Source organism: Streptomyces rimosus subsp. rimosus, assembly GCF_000720725.1.
GTDB lineage: Bacteria > Actinomycetota > Actinomycetes > Streptomycetales > Streptomycetaceae > Streptomyces > Streptomyces rimosus_A.
In genome coordinates, this window is sequence record NZ_JOCQ01000006.1 from 44,483 (window position 1) to 60,805 (window position 16,323).

15 protein-coding genes and 1 tRNA gene are annotated in these 16,323 nt (G+C 73.0%); 9 read left to right on the forward strand and 7 right to left on the reverse strand.

Annotated features, from left to right (window positions below; genetic code table 11):
* Positions 1-86: 86 nt before the first annotated feature.
* Positions 87-785, reverse strand: a complete 699-nt coding sequence (locus IH45_RS0104605) for a histidine phosphatase family protein (RefSeq protein ID WP_030661700.1) — start codon at positions 783-785, stop codon at positions 87-89.
* 165 nt (positions 786-950) lie between these two features.
* Between IH45_RS0104605 and corA the strand changes: the two genes are divergently transcribed.
* Complete coding sequence (gene corA, locus IH45_RS0104610) at positions 951-1,946, forward strand: magnesium/cobalt transporter CorA (protein WP_030661703.1); 996 nt, start codon at positions 951-953, stop codon at positions 1,944-1,946.
* Between the two features lie 88 nt (positions 1,947-2,034).
* Here corA and IH45_RS0104615 read toward each other — a convergent pair whose 3' ends face one another.
* Together IH45_RS0104615 and IH45_RS0104620 are read right to left on the reverse strand one after the other, a co-directional pair.
* Positions 2,035-2,823 carry a hypothetical protein gene (locus IH45_RS0104615; RefSeq protein WP_030661706.1) on the reverse strand — a complete coding sequence of 263 codons (789 nt, stop codon included), beginning with the start codon at positions 2,821-2,823 and terminating at the stop codon, positions 2,035-2,037.
* Between the two features lie 288 nt (positions 2,824-3,111).
* On the reverse strand, positions 3,112-4,167 hold the full coding sequence (locus IH45_RS0104620) for an LLM class F420-dependent oxidoreductase (protein ID WP_030661711.1): 1,056 nt from the start codon (positions 4,165-4,167) through the stop codon (positions 3,112-3,114).
* A 267-nt stretch (positions 4,168-4,434) separates the two neighbouring features.
* Between IH45_RS0104620 and IH45_RS0104625 the strand changes: the two genes are divergently transcribed.
* Both IH45_RS0104625 and IH45_RS0104630 read left to right on the forward strand, forming a co-directional pair.
* Complete coding sequence (locus tag IH45_RS0104625; protein ID WP_030661713.1) at positions 4,435-5,418, forward strand: aldo/keto reductase; 984 nt, start codon at positions 4,435-4,437, stop codon at positions 5,416-5,418.
* The gene (locus tag IH45_RS0104630) at positions 5,415-8,033 is read left to right on the forward strand and encodes a helix-hairpin-helix domain-containing protein (RefSeq protein WP_050514534.1); all 2,619 of its coding nucleotides are present in this window, start codon (positions 5,415-5,417) and stop codon (positions 8,031-8,033) included. The genes IH45_RS0104625 and IH45_RS0104630 overlap by 4 nt, the downstream gene beginning before the upstream one ends.
* A gap of 361 nt (positions 8,034-8,394) precedes the next feature.
* Here IH45_RS0104630 and IH45_RS0104635 read toward each other — a convergent pair whose 3' ends face one another.
* Positions 8,395-9,102, reverse strand: coding sequence for a hypothetical protein (locus IH45_RS0104635; RefSeq protein ID WP_030661720.1), 708 nt, complete (start codon positions 9,100-9,102; stop codon positions 8,395-8,397).
* A gap of 47 nt (positions 9,103-9,149) precedes the next feature.
* On the opposite strand from IH45_RS0104635, the gene IH45_RS0104640 reads away from it, so the two are divergent.
* Positions 9,150-9,338, forward strand: coding sequence for a DUF5703 family protein (locus IH45_RS0104640; RefSeq protein ID WP_003986762.1), 189 nt, complete (start codon positions 9,150-9,152; stop codon positions 9,336-9,338).
* Between the two features lie 329 nt (positions 9,339-9,667).
* Here IH45_RS0104640 and IH45_RS0104645 read toward each other — a convergent pair whose 3' ends face one another.
* The 3 genes from IH45_RS0104645 to IH45_RS0104655 all read right to left on the reverse strand — a co-directional run bounded on the left by IH45_RS0104645 (position 9,668) and on the right by IH45_RS0104655 (position 12,424).
* Positions 9,668-10,531 (reverse strand): chaplin, encoded by an 864-nt coding sequence (locus IH45_RS0104645; RefSeq protein ID WP_030661735.1) that lies wholly within the window; start codon positions 10,529-10,531, stop codon positions 9,668-9,670.
* Positions 10,532-10,676: 145 nt separating this feature from the next.
* Positions 10,677-10,910, reverse strand: a complete 234-nt coding sequence (locus IH45_RS0104650; protein ID WP_030661737.1) for a chaplin — start codon at positions 10,908-10,910, stop codon at positions 10,677-10,679.
* A 188-nt stretch (positions 10,911-11,098) separates the two neighbouring features.
* On the reverse strand, positions 11,099-12,424 hold the full coding sequence (locus IH45_RS0104655; RefSeq protein ID WP_030661739.1) for a M20/M25/M40 family metallo-hydrolase: 1,326 nt from the start codon (positions 12,422-12,424) through the stop codon (positions 11,099-11,101).
* 233 nt (positions 12,425-12,657) lie between these two features.
* Between IH45_RS0104655 and IH45_RS0104660 the strand changes: the two genes are divergently transcribed.
* From IH45_RS0104660 to IH45_RS0104680, 5 genes are all read left to right on the forward strand, one after another.
* A tRNA-Leu gene (locus tag IH45_RS0104660) sits at positions 12,658-12,742 on the forward strand.
* Positions 12,743-12,831: 89 nt separating this feature from the next.
* Positions 12,832-13,770 carry an NAD-dependent epimerase/dehydratase family protein gene (locus tag IH45_RS0104665; protein ID WP_030661741.1) on the forward strand — a complete coding sequence of 313 codons (939 nt, stop codon included), beginning with the start codon at positions 12,832-12,834 and terminating at the stop codon, positions 13,768-13,770.
* 322 nt (positions 13,771-14,092) lie between these two features.
* Positions 14,093-14,533, forward strand: coding sequence for a helix-turn-helix transcriptional regulator (locus IH45_RS0104670; protein WP_030661743.1), 441 nt, complete (start codon positions 14,093-14,095; stop codon positions 14,531-14,533).
* Between the two features lie 56 nt (positions 14,534-14,589).
* A complete protein-coding gene (locus IH45_RS0104675; protein ID WP_032916797.1) occupies positions 14,590-15,108 on the forward strand; it encodes an ImmA/IrrE family metallo-endopeptidase in 519 nt (172 codons plus the stop codon).
* A complete protein-coding gene (locus IH45_RS0104680) occupies positions 15,105-16,316 on the forward strand; it encodes an MAB_1171c family putative transporter (RefSeq protein ID WP_030661749.1) in 1,212 nt (403 codons plus the stop codon). The genes IH45_RS0104675 and IH45_RS0104680 overlap by 4 nt, the downstream gene beginning before the upstream one ends.
* The last annotated feature ends 7 nt before the right edge of the window (positions 16,317-16,323 follow it).

Genomic DNA, 16,323 nt, shown 5'->3' on the forward strand with positions numbered 1-16,323 from the left:
GCGGTTCCTGTGGGTGATGCGTACGGGTGCGGTGCGCAGAAGGTGTGGCCGGCAGCGTCGTCGCACCACCCTACTGCGCCCGCTGATCACGGTCCGCCCGCGCCGCCGCCGACGGCCGCGTCCCGGTCGTCCGCCGCGGAGCTGCCGTCCTCCCTCGGCGCCAGGGTGCCGAAGTCACCGGTGTCACCGAGGCGTACGACATACGGGCGCAGCCGCGTGTAGCGGATCGCGGTCAGCGAACAGGGTTCGACCGAGATCCGCTGGAACAGGTCGAAGTGCAGTCCCAGGGCGTCGGCGACCAGGGACTTGATGATGTCGCCGTGCGAGCACATCGCGTAGACGGCCTCGGGGCCGTGCGCGGCCTCGATCCGGGCGTTCCAGTCGCGGACCGCGTCCACGGCGCGCGCCTGCATGCCGCGCATCGACTCGCCGCCGGGGAAGGCGGCGGCGGACGGGTGCTGCTGGACGACCTCCATCAGCGGCTCGTCGTTCAGCTCGGCCAGCTTGCGGCCCGACCAGTCGCCGTAGTCGCATTCGGTGATGCGGTCCTCGGTGTGCAGCGGCAGGCCGGGGCGGGCGTCGAGAAGGGGTTGCAGGGTCTCCAGGCAGCGTTGCAGCGGGCTGCTCACGGCGGCGGCGAGCGGCAGGTCCGCCAGACGGCCGGGGAGTGCCGCGGCCTGGGCGGCGCCGCGCTCGTCGAGGGCCACTCCGGGCGTCCGCCCGGCGAGCAGGCCGGAGGTGTTGGCGGTGGAGCGGCCGTGCCGTACGAGGATCAGCGTGGGCATGGCAGCCAGCCTACGTTCTCGGGAAGGCGGCACCGGACGCAGGTCACAAGGCGGCGGCACCGAGGCCCGCAGCCTTACGGGCCGGCTTCCGGACCCCGTACCCGTATACCCGCGCGCCCCCGCTGTGCCCTGCGATCCTGGCATGGTCCGGGAGGGCGGGTGACAATGCCCAGTGTGATCGTCGACTGCGCCATCTACCAGGACGGCCGCCGCACCGAAGGGCCGAGGGACTTCTCCGACGCCCTCGATGCGGCGCGCGCCGAAGGGCACTCCTTCCTGTGGCTCGGGCTCCACGAGCCCACGCAGGAGGAGTTCGACCGCGTCAGCAGCGAGTTCGGGCTGCACCCGCTCGCCGTGGAGGACGCGCTCAAGGCCCACCAGCGGCCCAAGCTGGAGGTGTACGACGACTCGCTGTTCATGGTGCTCAAACCGATCGCGTACGACGACGCGGCGGGCGCCATCTCCGCCAGCGAGCTGATGATCTTCCTCGGCGACTCCTTCGTGGTCACCGTCCGGCACGGCGAGGCCAGCCCGCTCGCCGCGGTGCGCCGCCGCCTGGAGCACGAGCCGGACGTCCTGCGGCACGGCCCCACCGCGGTGCTGTACGCGGTCGGCGACGCGGTCGTCGACCACTACATCGAGGTGGCCGCGGAACTCCAGGTGGATCTGGAGGAGTTGGAGGCGGAGGTGTTCGCCCCGTCCCGCGGCGGGGACAGCAACAACACGGCGGCGGCGATCTACGCGTTCAAGCGCGAGGTGCTGGAGTTCCGGCGGGCCGCCAACCCGCTGGTGGAGCCGATGCTGCGGCTGCAGAACCCCGGGGTGCCCTTCGTGCACGACGAGGCCCGCCCGTTCTTCCGGGACGTCGGCGACCACCTCACCCGCGCCAACGAGTCCGTCGAGGGCCTGGACCGGCTGCTGTCGGACATCCTCAGCGCCCATCTGGCACAGATGGGCGTGCGCCAGAACGACGACATGCGCAAGATCTCCGCCTGGGCGGCGCTGGCGGCCGTGCCGACGCTGATCGCCGGTGTGTACGGCATGAACTTCGAGCACATGCCGGAGCTGAAGTGGTCCTGGGGCTACTACGGCATCCTGCTGCTGATGGTGGTCATCGAGCTGTTGCTGTACCGGACGTTCAAGCGCCGCGGCTGGCTGTGAGCGACGGCGCGCAAGGGGGCGCGCGAGCCGCCCCCGCCCGGGCCGCGCGCACCCGTGCGCCGCACCGGGCCGTGCCCGCCCGTACGCCTCAGACGAACTCCGTCGCCGCGGTGGCCGGGCCGCCCAGCGCGTCCCGCCGCTCCGGGGGCCGCAGCGTGACCATCCTGCGCCGGCCGCCGAGCCGCTCGTACGCGTACACCGCGCGGATGCCGGCGGCGAGGACCGCGGACTTGGCCCGCGACCAGCCCAGGATGCGGCCCATGTGGGCCATCACGGCCAGGCCGACGTCCCGGTAGACCTCGATCTCGACACGCGCGCAGTCGCGCAGCGTGCGCCGGATCACCGGGCCGTGGCCCTGCTCCACCAGGCGCAGCAGTTCCTCGTGGCAGTAGGCGAGGTGGTTCTCCTCGTCCTGCGCGATCATCCGGACCGCCTTGCCGATCTCCGGGTGGTCGCCGAAATGCTTCTTCAGCAGGTCCATCTGCTCGGCGGCGCGCTGCTCGGTGACCCGGCTGTGCGCGAGGTAGACGACGATGTCCCGCTCGGTCAGCGGCTCGTCGCGGCGCAGCTTGTCGTGGGCCAGGCCGATGCCCCGGCGCTCCAGGAGGACGGTGTAGTCGGTGGCCCCGGGGACCGGCGCCGGGTCCAGGCCGCGCTTGCGCAGCAGGGCGTTGAAGAGGCGGCCGTGCTTGTCCTCGTCGGCGCCGTGCCGGGCGACCTTGGGGGCCAGGGCGCGCAGGGAGGTGGGCATCAGCGCGGCGATCCGGCCGTTCTCCCAGCCGCCCTGCGTCTCGCCGCTGGCCGCGATGGAGCAGAAGAGCCGGTAGGACTCGTCGTGGTCGAATATCTCCTGGAACACGCTTCGCGCCGAGAGCATCGGGCACCTCCGGTACGCCACATCCGCAAAAGAAGAGTAAAGAGCGGTACGTGGGAGGTGGCAACCGATGCGTCGGCCATCTCGTCCGTTCGAGTGACCCGCGGGGCGGCCGTAAGACGGACCGGCGGCGGTACGGGACGCCGTCGCGTAACCACGCGGGCCGTGCCGGCGTTGTGCGGGATGACGGCCGTGGCGGGGAAGACCCCCGAGCCCCCACCACGGCCGCGGGCTTGCCCGGCCCCGGTACGGGCCCGGGCCCGCCGCCTCGCTCGTCGCGTCAGCTCCGCTTCACGCCAGCCCCGCGCGCTCCAGCGCCTCGGTGCCCGCCCGCAGCGAGGCGATCCGCTCCTCCAGCGTGAAGCCCGCGGGCGCCAGCGTCAGCGTGGTCACCCCGGCCGCCGCGTAGGCCTGCATCCGGTCCGCGATGCGCTCGACGGACCCCAGCAGCGTGGTCTGGTCGATCAGCTGGTGCGGGATGGCCGCCGCCGCGCCCTCCTTGTCGCCGGCCAGGTACTTGTCCTGGATCTCGGTGGCCTCCTTCTCGTAGCCCATGCGCCGCGCGAGCTGGTTGTAGAAGTTCTGCTTGCGGCTGCCCATGCCGCCCACGTAGAGCGCGGTGTACGGGCGGAAGGTGTCGGCGAGCGCGCTGACGTCCTTGTCGGCGCCGACGGCCAGCGGCAGCGTCGGACAGACGTCGAAGCCCTCCAGCGTCTTGCCGGCCTTCTCCCGGCCCGCCCGGATGTGTGCGACGGCCGTCTCCTCCAGGTGGTCGGCGGAGGGGAAGATCAGCAGTGCGCCGTCGGCGATCTCGCCGGTCTGGGTGAGGTTCTTGGGACCGATCGCCGCGATGTAGAGCGGGATGTGGGAGCGCTGCGGGTGCACGGTCAGCTTCAGCGGCTTGCCGGGGCCGCCGGGCAGCGGCAGCGTCCAGTGCTGTCCCTCGTAGGACAGCCGCTCGCGCGTCATCGCCTTACGGACGATCTCCACGTACTCGCGGGTCCGGGCCAGCGGCTTGTCGAACTTCACGCCGTACCAGCCCTCGGAGACCTGCGGCCCGGAGACGCCCAGGCCCAGGCGGAAACGGCCGCCGGACAGGGAGTCGAGGGTGGCGGCGGTCATCGCGGTCATGGCGGGCGTCCGCGCCGGGATCTGGAAGATCGCCGAGCCGACGTCGATGCGCTCGGTCTGGGCGGCGACCCAGGACAGCACGGTGGGCGCGTCGGAGCCGTACGCCTCGGCGGCCCAGCAGACCGCGTAGCCGAGCCGGTCCGCCTCCTGCGCCACGGCCAGATTGTCCGCGTCCATCCCGGCGCCCCAGTAGCCGAGGTTGATCCCGAGCTTCATCGCGCTCCCCTTACTGATCAGTAACGTCGGTGTTCCGGGGACTCTAGCGCGGGGTGGCGCCGGGCGTCACCGGCCGATGGGTCACAGGGGTGCGGCGCGGCGGGCCGCCGGGGCCTCCGAGTGCCGACGGCGCAGCGGGCCGCCGGGCCGGGCACGAGCCGGGCGGCGCCCCTGGACACCGGGTTGTCCACAGGCCCGGCGGCACACCGGCGAGGGTTGTCCACAGGGTCCCCTGACCCGGCCGACGGGCCAGTAATCTCAAGGTTCATGGAGCAAAGGCACCTCGGCCGTACGGGCCTGCGCGTGTCCCGTCTCGGCCTCGGCACACTGACCTGGGCCCGGGACACCGACGAGCACGACGCCGCCGAACAGCTCAAGGCGTTCTGGGAGGCCGGCGGCACCCTCGTGGACACGGCGGACGTGTACGCGGACGGCGGCGCCGAGTATCTCCTCGGCCGCCTCTGCGAGCAGCTGGTGCCGCGCCGGGACCTGGTGATCGCGACGAAGGCGGGCAGCGTCCTGGACGCGGACCGCCGCGTCGACGGCTCCCGCCGCCACCTGCTGGACGCGCTGGACGCCTCGCTGGAACGTCTCGGCACGGACTACGTCGATCTGTGGCAGCTGCACGCCTTCGACCCGCACACTCCGCTGGAGGAGACCCTCCAGGCGCTCGACATCGCCGTGGCCACCGGCCGCGCGCGCTATGTGGGCGTCTCGAACTTCTCCGGCTGGCAGCTGGCCAAGGCAGCGACCTGGCAGCTGTCCGCGCCGACCATACGGACGCGCCTGGCCGGCACCCAGATGGAGTACTCCCTCCTCCAGCGCGGCATCGAACGGGAGCTGCTGCCCGCGGCGCGTGACCTGGGCGTCGGCCTGCTGCCCTCGTCGCCGCTGGGGCGCGGGGTGCTCACCGGCAAGTACCGCCACGCCACCCCCGCCGACTCCCGCGGCGCCTCGGAACAGCTCGCGCCGTTCGTCGCCCCGTATCTGGACGACACGGCGAGCCGGATCGTCGAGGCGGTCACCACGGCCGCCGACGGCCTCGCCGTCACCGCGCTGCAAGTGGCTCTCGCGTGGGTGCGCGACCGCCCCGGAGTCGCCGCCCCGGTCGTCGGCGCTCGCACGGCGCAGCAGCTCAGAGCGGCATTGTCAGTGGAGACCCTTAGTCTTCCTGACGAGATCTGCCGGGCCCTGGACGACATCTCGGCCCCGGTGCACCACTACCCCGATCACGACTGGAGCACGCTGTGAGTACCGACCGCCTCTCCGACGAGGCCGCGCCCGAGCCCACCGCGCCCGGCCCGGAGACCACCGAGGGGGAGACCGCCGCGGCGGGCGCTTCCGGGGCGGATGCTGCTGGTGCGGATGCTGCTGGTGCGGATGCTGCTGGTGCGGATGCTGCTGGGGCAGGCGGTACGGACGCGGGCGCGGGTGGTACGGGCCCGGGTGCGAGCGGCACGGGTGCCGGTGCCGCCGGTGGGGCGGGTGCCGCCGAGCGGGGCGGTGTGCCGAGCGCCGCGGCGCTGGCGGCGGCGGTGCGGGCCGTGGAGAGCGGTGAGCGGTCGGCGGACTCGTTCTTCACCGCGCGCTCTCCTCGGGCGGGCGGTACGGGGGCGGCAGCGGGCGCCCGTAAGAACGGCGGCGTCCCGGCTCCGACGACCGGCTCCCCGGAACGCGCCGGTCAGGGCGGACCGGCGGGCCGACCGGCAGGCCCCGCGCCGGAGGGCGCGACCGCGGCCCGGCCCGCCCGGAGCAATGCTCAGAGCGGCGCTCCTGATGGTCTTCAGGACGGCGCTCAGGGTATTGGCCAGGGCGCTGCCCAAGGCCACACCCACCCGGCCCCGAACGGCGACGGTCCCGGCCACCCCGCCCCCGCGGAGCACGCCGCCGCGCACCCGGCCGCGACGGCCGACCTGGCCCCCGGGCTCGGCGGCGTACGACAGGTGCTGGCGGCGGGCGGCGCCCCCGAGGCGCTGGCCGGGAAGACCGCCGAAACGCTCGGCGACCGCGCGGCGGAAGCGCTGCGCGAGGACCCCTGGCAGCTGCTCTCCGTGCCGGGCGTCCGCCCCGAGCAGGCCGACGGCTTCGCGCGGGCGCTGCTCGGGGCGGCCTGCGGGCCGGGCGACGAGCGGCGCGGACAGGCCCTGGTCGGCTGGCTGCTGGAGCAGGCCGCCCTGGCCGGGCACTCCGCACTGGAGGCGTCCGCGCTACGCGACGCGCTCGCCCAGCGCTCCGTACCGGACCCGGACGAAGCCCTGCAGACGGCCATCGCCGAGGGGACCGCGCTGGTCTTCCAGGACGCCGTCGAGACGCCCGGGGCGCGCCCGTCGGCGGCCGACGAGGACGAAGAACAGCCGGTGCGCATCCTGCTCGGGCTCGACCGGTTCGCCATGGCCGAGGAGAGCGTCGCGGACGGCCTGGCCCGGCTGCTCAACACCTTCGAAGAGCCCTCCGACGTGGATGGCGACGTGGACGAAGACGTGGACGACGCTTCCGAAGGCAATGAAGGCGGCGAGGGCAGCGCCGGGGACGGGGAAGGCGGGGAACGCCCCGGCGCCGCCGCGCCGGAGCCGGACGCCGACTCCCTCGTACGGACCGTCCGGCAGCCGCGCCCGGCCCAGTGGGAAGCCGCCGCGACGGCCGCCCCCTCCCCCTCCGCCGCCGAGCTGATCCGAGCCGCGGCCCGCAGCGGCCTGGTCGCGCACACCGGCGCCGAGGCCGCCCGTGCCGAGCCCGCCGCGCTGATCGCCGCGGCCCGCGCCCTCGGTCTGCGCGCCTGCGGCGCCACGCACACGGCCGACGGCCGCGCCCGGCTGTCCCGCCACATCACCGAGGCCACCGAGGCGTACGCGGACCTGGCGGCGACGGGCACCCCCGACGACGCCGCCAAGGCCGCCGTCACCCTCTCGGGCCTGCTGGCCGGCCGCGAAGGCCCCGGCCGGGACGCGGACGGCGCGCTCGCGCTCGACCTGCTGGTCGTCCTGGACGCGCCCCAGCTGGACCTGGAAACCGCCGCGATGCTCGTCGAGTCGCTGACCGACGGCACCCGGCTGGTGCTCAGCGGCGACCCTGGCGTGCTGTGGTCGGCGGGCCCCGGGCGGCTCTTCGCCGACGTCCTCGCCGCCCGCTGCTGCCCCCAGGTCGCCTCCCGCACCCCCGACTTCGGCCCGGTGGGCGAGCTGGTCTCCGGCATCGGCATCGGCGAGCTGACCCAGGTCGAGGCGCCCGGCAAGGAGGTGGTGATCGTCCCGGCCCGCGACCCGGGCGAGGCGGTGCACCGTACGGTGCAGCTCGTCGCCGACTCGGTGCCCCGCGCGATCGGCGTGCCCGCCGAGCAGACGCAGGTCATCACCGTCGGCCACGGCGGCGCCGCGGGCACCCGCGCGCTGAACGCGGCCCTCAAGGAGCGGCTGAACCCCGGCCCCGGCCGGTTCGGCGGCTTCGACCCCGGCGACCGCGTCGCCTACTCCCCCGCCCCGGGCCGTACGGTCCCCGGCACGGTCACCGGCGCCGACGCGGCCGGTCTGCACCTGGAGTGCGCCGGTGCCCCCGTGGTCGTGCCGCGCGAACGGGTCGGCGCGGACACGGTCCGGCACGGCTGGGCGATCACCGCCCACCAGGCGGTCGGCGCACGCTGGCCGGCCGCCGTGGTGGTCCTGCCGGGCGACGCCGCCAAGGGCCTCACCCGCGCCTGGGTCTACACGGCCTTCGGCCGCGCCGAGCGCCATCTGTCGGTCGTGCAGGGCGTGGACCAGGCACTGCCGCGCGCGGTCGCCGAGATCCCGGCGAAGGAACGCACCACCCGTCTGCGCACTCTGCTCCAGCTGCACACCGTCCAGGCCACGGCGGACGCCCTGGCCGGCTGATCATCCGGCACGGAGCCGGGCGGCGTGTCCGTACGGGCCGGTCACCCTCCGTCCCGTACGGCACCGAGCGAGGCGTCCGTACGGGACCGGTCAACACCCGCCCGTACGGCACCGACCGCCCCTCCGTACGGAACGGTCAACACCCGCCCGTACGAACCAACCCAGGCGGCGCCACCACACGGACACGCGCCGCCCGGCCCCACCGCCCCAGCCCCCGTAACCACCCCGCCACGGCCGGCCTCAACGATCCCGAAACCGGCCAAAGACCACCCGGGAAACGACCGAAGACCGCCCCCGGCCCCGGCCACGAACGCTCCAGCCCGGCTCCGCTGCCCGCTCCCCCTCGCCTCTCCCCGTCGGGTCACCTCTCCCCGTCGAGCCTCTCCAGCACCTCGTCGTCATCCGCGTCGGCTTCCAGGTCCTCGTCGAAGACGGAGCTGACGTCGAAGCGGCACACCACCCGCTGCGGGTCGGTCTGGTCGAACGGGGCGGAGAGCCATTCCCCGGGCTCGGGCATCTCGTCGGCGGCGACCACCCACAGCGTGGAGTCGCCCTCCTCCAGGCCGAACTCCTTGTGCCGGGTGGCGATCTCGTCCGGTTCGAACTCCCCGAAGAGCACGCCCAGCGCCGCGTGCACGCTGCTGCCGACCACGCCGGCCACCGACCCCGTACCACCGTTGACCGCCCTGGCCTCCGCCGCGGCGTCGGCGGCCGATTCGGGGTCGAGGTCGGCGATCCGCTGGGCCTGCGACAGCAGCCGCTGCGGTTCGGCCACCGCGTAGTCGCGCCGGATCAGCACGCTCAGCGCGCTGGGTTCCTCCGGCCCCGCGTAGGCGGGCAGCGTGTCGTTCCCGGGGATCTCGAAGGGAGTGACCTCGTCATAGGTGTCGTACAGCAGCTCGTCGTACGCCTCAGCCGCCGCGGCGAGTTCGTCGAACGCGGCGTAGACGGCGGGGTCGTCCTGGCCCGAGCGGTGTTCGACCGCGTCGAGGTGACGGTCCAGCGCGGCTTTGACCGCCTCGGCGGCGGCACGTACCTCGGCAGCGGAAGGCTGCGCAGCATCAGACATAGTGCAGACGCTATCCGTACCGGGGCCGGTCCCGCACAATAGATGCGATGCCGGAATACGAATTCTGCGATGTGTATGTGCCGCGAGGGGTCTCCCGCAAGGCCGCCACACGCCTGCTGACCGATCATGCCGAGTACGGACACTGGGAGTTGGACCGCCTGCGCCTCAATCCCGACGGCAGCCGCCGCGTGCGGCTGCGCCGCCGGATCATCCGCCAGATCCGCGCGACCTGGTGAGCGGCCACGGCCGCCGCGGCACGCGCCGTCCGAGGTGACCGCCGCGCCCGCGCCCCTCGCCCGGACACGGCGGAGCGGGCCCCGCCGACGCGGGGCCCGCTCTGTCGTACCGGCCGGACGCCGGGGCCGGGGCGGCCGGATGACCGGCGGCCGCAGCCCGTACGGTGCGTGTGACCGGCCTGGACCCGTACGGTCCGCGTAACCGGCCCGGACCCGTACGGTCCGCGTGACCGATCCGGACCCGTACGGTCCGCCGGTGGCCGGTCCGGCCGTCATATGCCATATGCCGTGCGCGCGCGGGGCTGTCGGGCCCCGCGCCCGCCGGCCCGTCAGCGGCGTGCGGAACGCGCGCGGCGGTAGAGCACCGCGCCGCCGATCAGCAGACCCGCGCTCGCCGGCAGTGCCACACCGAGCGCACCTGCCCCGGTCTGGGCGAGATTGCCCGCTTCCTCTCCCGCTTCCCCGTCCTTGTCCTGTCCCGCTTCTCCGCCCTTGTCCTGCTTGGGCGGGGTGACGATCTGCGTATGCGGCGCCGTCTCCTCCATCTGGGCCCGCGGGCCCCGTACCTGCTCGGCGCCCGCCGTGTCCGTCGTGTGCGGCGCCTGCCCTTGCGACGGAGTCGCCGGCTCGCCCGCGCGGTCCTCGGCCGGGGTGACGGGGCCGCCGCCGGACGGCCGCGGGCCCTGCGGGCCCGGGTGGTGGGGCGCCGGGTGGTCGGTGCCGGTTCCGGTGCCGTCGCCGGTGCTGCCGCCGTTGTCGGTGCAGCCGTTGGCGTTGACGGGGTTGCCGAGCCCGACGACGTCGACGGAATTCCCGCAGGCGTTGACCGGCGCGTGGATCGGCGCCTGTACGTTGTTGCCCGAGGCGACGCCCGGCGAGGACTGCGCCGAGCCCTGCGCGCCGGAACCCCCCTGCCCCCTGCTGCCGTGACCCCGGCCGCCGTGCGCGCCGCCGTCGGTCCCGCACCCGTTTCCCATGGCGGGATTCAGCAGCCCGACGACGTTGGCGGAATTGCCGCAGGCTTGTACCGGGATGTCCACGGGGATTTGACCGGCGTTTCCGGCCAACACCCCCGGGGAATGCGCCGCATTCCCCTGCGCACCGGAATCCGCGTGCGCGTAGCCGCTCGCGACGGCCAGTACGCCGCTCGCTGCCGCCATCGTGATCAGGCCCTTTTTCCCGACCTGTCGCATAGGTTCGCTCTCCCCTGCCTTTGACCTGCCGAATGACCCGCGGAACGCCTGGCGTCCGCGTGCCGGAACAACCGTCGGCTCCGGAGTGCATGGCGCGCACTCCGGAGCCGACCGGGATTACAGCCTTACGGTTTCAGGCACCGCGTCAGTCGTTGACGCAGGTGTTGCCAAAGGCAGGGTTCAGCAGCCCGATGATGTCAATCGTGTTGCCGCACAGGTTGATCGGCACGTGGATCGGGACCTGGACGGCGTTGCCCGAAATGACGCCCGGGGAGTTCAGGGCGGCGCCCTGCGTCCCCGCGTCGGCGACGGCGATGCCCGCGCCGGCGAGCACCAGACCACCGGTGGCAGCCGCGGCGGCGACGACCTTCTTGATCATTATTCCTCCTTGTTGGCAATGCGGTCCCAGCCGCGGACCGCACCCTCTGCAACGAGGAGAAGGTGATGAAGCTACGAGCCTATGACGGCATTCACTCGTTCCGGCTAAATACGCACGCCTGGGCGATTGTCCGGTCCGCGTGCGAGGCCGGGCAGCGGAAGTCCCGTGCGCCGGCACGGGATTTCGCCTCAGCTCTGCTCGATGAACCGGTCGAGCACGCGCGTCCCGAACTTCAGTCCGTCCACCGGTACCCGCTCGTCCACGCCGTGGAACATTCCGGCGAAGTCCAGCTCCGGCGGCAGCTTCAGCGGCGCGAAACCGAAGCACCGGATTCCGAGGTCGTCGAACGACTTCGCGTCCGTACCGCCGGAAAGCATGTACGGAACGGCCCGGGCGATCGGGTCCTCGGCCTTCAGCGCCGACTGCATGGCCGCCACCAGGGGGCCGTCGAAACCGGTCTCCAGTGCCTTGTCGGCATGAATGTCCTCGCGCTTGACCCGCGGACCGAGAATCCGGTCCAGATCGGCGAGGAATTCCTCCTCGTGGCCGGGCAGGAACCGGCCGTCGACGGCCGCGGTCGCCTGGCCCGGGATGACGTTGACCTTGTAACCGGCGCCCAGTTGGGTCGGCGCGGCGGTGTTCTGCAGCGTGGCACCGATGATCTTGGCGATGCCGCCCAGCTTGGCGAGGGTCTCCTCCATGTCCTCCGGGTCCAGCTCGGTGCCCAGGGCGTCCGACAGCTCGTCCAGGAACGACCGTACGGTCTTGGTCACGCGCACCGGGAACTTGTGCCGCCCGAGCCGCCCGACCGCCTCGCACAGCTCGGTGATCGCGTTGTCGCTGTTGGTCATCGAGCCGTGACCGGCGGTGCCGTCCACGGTGAGCCGCATCCAGTGCATGCCCTTCTGGGCCGTCTCGATCAAGTAGAGCCGCAGGTTCTCGTTGACGGTGAAGGAGAAGCCGCCGACCTCGCCGATGGCCTCCGTCACCCCCTCGAAGAGCCCGGGGTGCTTGTCGACGAGGTGGCGGGCGCCGTAGACGCCGCCGGCCTCCTCGTCGGCGAGGAAGGCCAGCACGATGTCCCGCGGCGGCTTGCGGCCGGAGCGCAGCCGGTCGCGGACGACCGCGAGCGTCATCGCGTCCATGTCCTTCATGTCGACCGCGCCGCGGCCCCACACGCACCCGTCCGCGATCTCCCCGGAGAAGGGGTGGTGGGTCCAGTCCGCCGCGTTGGCGGGCACCACGTCGGTGTGGCCGTGGATGAGCAGCGCGGGCCGCGACGGGTCCGCCCCCTCGATGCGGGCCACGGTGGAGGCGCGGCCCTTGTGCGACTCGATGATCTGCGGCTCCAGCCCGACCTCGGCGAGCTTCTCCGCCACGTACTCGGCGGCGGCCCGCTCACCCGGCCCGGAGTGGTCGCCGTAGTTGCTCGTATCGATCCTGATCAGGTCCCGGCACAGGTCGACGACCTCGTCCTCGCCGGTGACCGTACGGGCCGGCTGCGACTCGCTCACACTGCCTCCTCATGGTTCACGGCCGCGCCGTCCTCCCGAAGGGGGCCCGGACCGCGGCGGGGGTCCACCGCCATCCTCCCCCTCGGCGGCGCTGCGCCCAAGGCCGCAATACTCCCGACATCCCCTGGTCACAGGCGCGCCCCCGCCGCGGACCGGCCGTGATCGACCACCCCTGAACGTTTGCTATTGTTTTCCATGTCGGAACGGCCGAGGGCCGGAGCGACAGACACCTGGTCCGGGTGGCGGAATGGCAGACGCGCTAGCTTGAGGTGCTAGTGCCCTTTATCGGGCGTGGGGGTTCAAGTCCCCCCTCGGACACAACGCAGAAGACCCCAGTTCATCTGGGGTCTTCTGCATTTCCACCGGCCCGCACCTCCGACCTCCCCTTGCGCCGCTAGCCTTCGCGCATGGATGTTCATCTCGTCATAGGTTTCGGCCCCGCGGGGGCGGCAACGGCCCGGTTGCTGGCCGGAAAAGGGCGTTCCGTGCGGGTCGTCACGCGGTCGGGCCGGCCCGCCGAGCCGGGGATCGAGCATGTCGCGCTGGACGCGGCGGTGCCGGAACAGCTGGCGGAGGCCGCGCGGGGCGCGACCGCGATCTACAACTGCGCCTCGCCTCCGTACCACCGCTGGACGCGCGACTGGCCGCCGCTCGCCGCTTCCGTCCGGCACGCCGCCGAGCAGACCGGTGCGGTCCTCGCCCTGCTGGGCAATCTCTACGGATACGGCCCGGTCCAGGGCAAGCTGACCGAAGACCTGCCGCCGGCCGCGACGGGGCCGAAGGGACGGATCCGGGCCGACATCTGGGAGCAGGCGCTCGCCCTGCACGAAAAGGGCCGTATTCGGGTGGTCGAGGTGCGCGCGTCGGACTTCTTCGGTCCGGGTGTGACCGACGGTGGCCATCTGGCCTCCCGGGTCGTCCCGCGCATCCTGGAGGGCAAGCCGGTCTCCGTCCTCGGCGACCCGGACGCGCCGCACAGCTGGACCTACCTGCCCGACGTGGCGAGGACGCTGGTCGAGGCCGCGGAGCGGGAGGGCGCCTGGGGCCGCGCCTGGCACGTACCGACCGTGCCGCCGCTGTCCACCCGGGAGATGGCCGGCAGGCTCGCGGAACAGGCGCGGGTACGGCCGGTTCCGGTACGGCGGCTGCCGTCGGCGGTGCTGCGCGCGGCGTCGCTCGTCTCACCGCTGCTGCGGGAGCTGAGGGAGGTCCGTTACCAGTTCGACCGGCCGTTCGTCATGGACTCGTCCGCGTACCGCGAGGCGTTCGGCGCGGACGCGACACCGCTCGATCACCAGCTGGCGGCGACCGTGGACTGGTGGCGGGCGCGCCTGGCCCGCGCATGAGCCGAGCGCGTTCGACGAGGACAACAGGGAAGAGGGCGGAAGCGGGCAGCCGGAGAACGACAGCCGCACGAAAGGAGCGCGCGGCGGCCCCATGCCCTCCGCGGCTCATCGCGCCGGCGCCGTGCGACCGTGGCGACCGGCCGCCGCCGCGACGAGCTCTCCCTCATGCGGACACCCCCGTCGTCCGCGTGAGTGGACATGGAAACTACTCTGTTCATCTCCGCTAACGCGATCCCGACGTTAAGTGCAAGTCAGGGTCCTGTCAACTAGGATGAGTTGGCACTCCGAGGCAGCTCACCCCGGCGCATGAGAAGGAGCCCCGATGTCGTCACTGGCCGGGAAGGTCGACAAGCTGTTCACCACGATCCGCGCGAACGGCCGCGAGTACACGTACGAGGAAGTCGCGCGCGGATGCAGCGAGTTGAGCGGCGGTACGTTCTCCAAGACGTACGTCTGGCAGCTGCGCACCGGTCAGCGCACCAACCCCACCAAGCGCCATCTGGAGGCCCTCGCGGCGTTCTTCCGGGTGCCGGTGGCGTACTTCTTCGACGACGACACCGCCGGCCGCGTCGACTCCCAGCTCGCCCTCGCCTCGGCGATGGGCAACGCCGAGGTCCGTGACATCGCGCTGCGCGCCATGAGCATGGACGACTCCGGCCGCAAGTCCCTGGCCCGCATCATCCGCGAGGTCAGCAAGATGCACGCCACCACGGCCGCGGCGCGCGGCCGGCAGCCGAACGAGCCGGTCGACAGCGAGGAGTAGTGCTCCGGATGCCTTTCCCCTGGCGTGACCGCCACGGCAGAGGGTCTTCTTCCGGGATGAAGGCCCTGCGCCGGCAGTGCCGGGAAAAGCTGGCCTCGTACGGGCTCCCGCCCGCCTACGACCTTCCGCTGCTGTGCGACCACCTGGCCCGGGTGCGAAACCGGGAGATCCACCTGGTGGCCATGCCGATGGGCACCTCGGGACCGTGCGGGCTGTGGCTGTCCTTCCCGGGTACGGACTACGTCGTCTACGAGGCGCAGACCAGCCGGCACCACCAGGAGCACATCATCGCCCACGAACTGGCCCATATGATCTGCGGCCACCACGGCGTGGGCGTACCCGGGGACGACTCCGGCACCCAGCTCTTCCCGGACCTCGACCCGTCCCTCGTACAGGACCTGCTGTACCGCGAGAACTACTCGGATGCCCAGGAACAGGAAGCCGAGGTCATGGCCTTTCTCCTCGGGGAGCGGCTGCGGGCCGGCACGCGCGGGCGCGCCGACGCGCCGGACCCCAACAGCGTGCTGGGCCGGATCCACGGATCGCTGAACTGGCGCCGCGAGGACGGTTCATGAGCGGCATCACCCACATCCGGTACCCGATCGCCGCGCTCGCCTGCTGGATCGCGTTCGCCTACACCCTCGTACCGCTGCTGCGCGGGCACCGCCGCAACGCGGGGCTGATCGCGCTGTGCGCCTCGTTCGGCTGCCAGGGCATGTACCTGTCCATGTCCACCCCGGTGCGCTGGACGGGCACCCTGTTCGGCACCATCACCTGGTACAACGTCTCGGTCCAGCTGTGGATCATCGCGGTGCTGGCCTGTCAGCAGATCCTCCTCATCCACTGGATACATCCCCGGGCCGAGGCGCGCGTGCGGGCCCGGCGGCGGCTGCTGCTCCTCGCGGCGGTGCCGGTGACGATGGTGGTGCTGTTCTTCCTGGCGACCCTCCAGGGGCCGCCCCGCAACATCTTCACGCACCCCGGCGACCAGCCGTTCTTCGTCGCCTACCAGGCCGCCTATCTCACCGCGTTCGTGGTCGGCAAGGTCCTGGTGGCGCGCGCCTGCTGGCACTTCGCCAAGCTCACCGACCACCGCTGGGTGCGCCGCGGGCTGCGCATCGCGGCGGCCGGCGCGGTCATCGAGCTGGTCTACCCGGCCGGGCGGTACGCCGATGTCTTCCTCGCGCAGTACGGCTGGAACCCGATGCGCTGGTCCGACGTGTCCCGTACGACGCTCACCATCGGCATGGTCCTCAACATCGTCGGCTGGACCGCCCCGCTGTGGGGACCGCGGGTCTCCGCCGCCCGCAGCTGGCTGGCCGACTACCGCAGTTACCGGCTGCTGCGCCCGCTGTGGCAGGCGCTGCACCAGGCGCATCCGGAGATCCTGCTGCCGTCCAGCACCGGCAGCGACCTGTCGGCCCTGTACGACCTGCGTTTCCACCTGCACCGCCGGGTGATCGAGATCCGGGACGGCTGTCTGGCGCTGCGCGGGCACCACGGCGATCCGGGCGCGGTGCTGATGCCGGGGCAGGGGGCCGCGGCGGTGCGGCACGCCGAGGTGGAGGCGGCGCACATCGCGGCGGCGCTCGCGGCCGGGCCACGGCCGCCGGGCCCCGAGGCGGACGATCCGGCCGGCGTGGAAGGGCCGTCGGGCCCGGACGGGGTGCCGGCGCCTGCCGCGGCGGGCGGTCCGGACTTCTCCGCCGACGTGGCGTGGCTGGTCGAGGTGTCCCGCGCGTTCGCCCGGGTCCGGCCCGCGGTGGCATCGGCCGGGCGGTGACCGTACG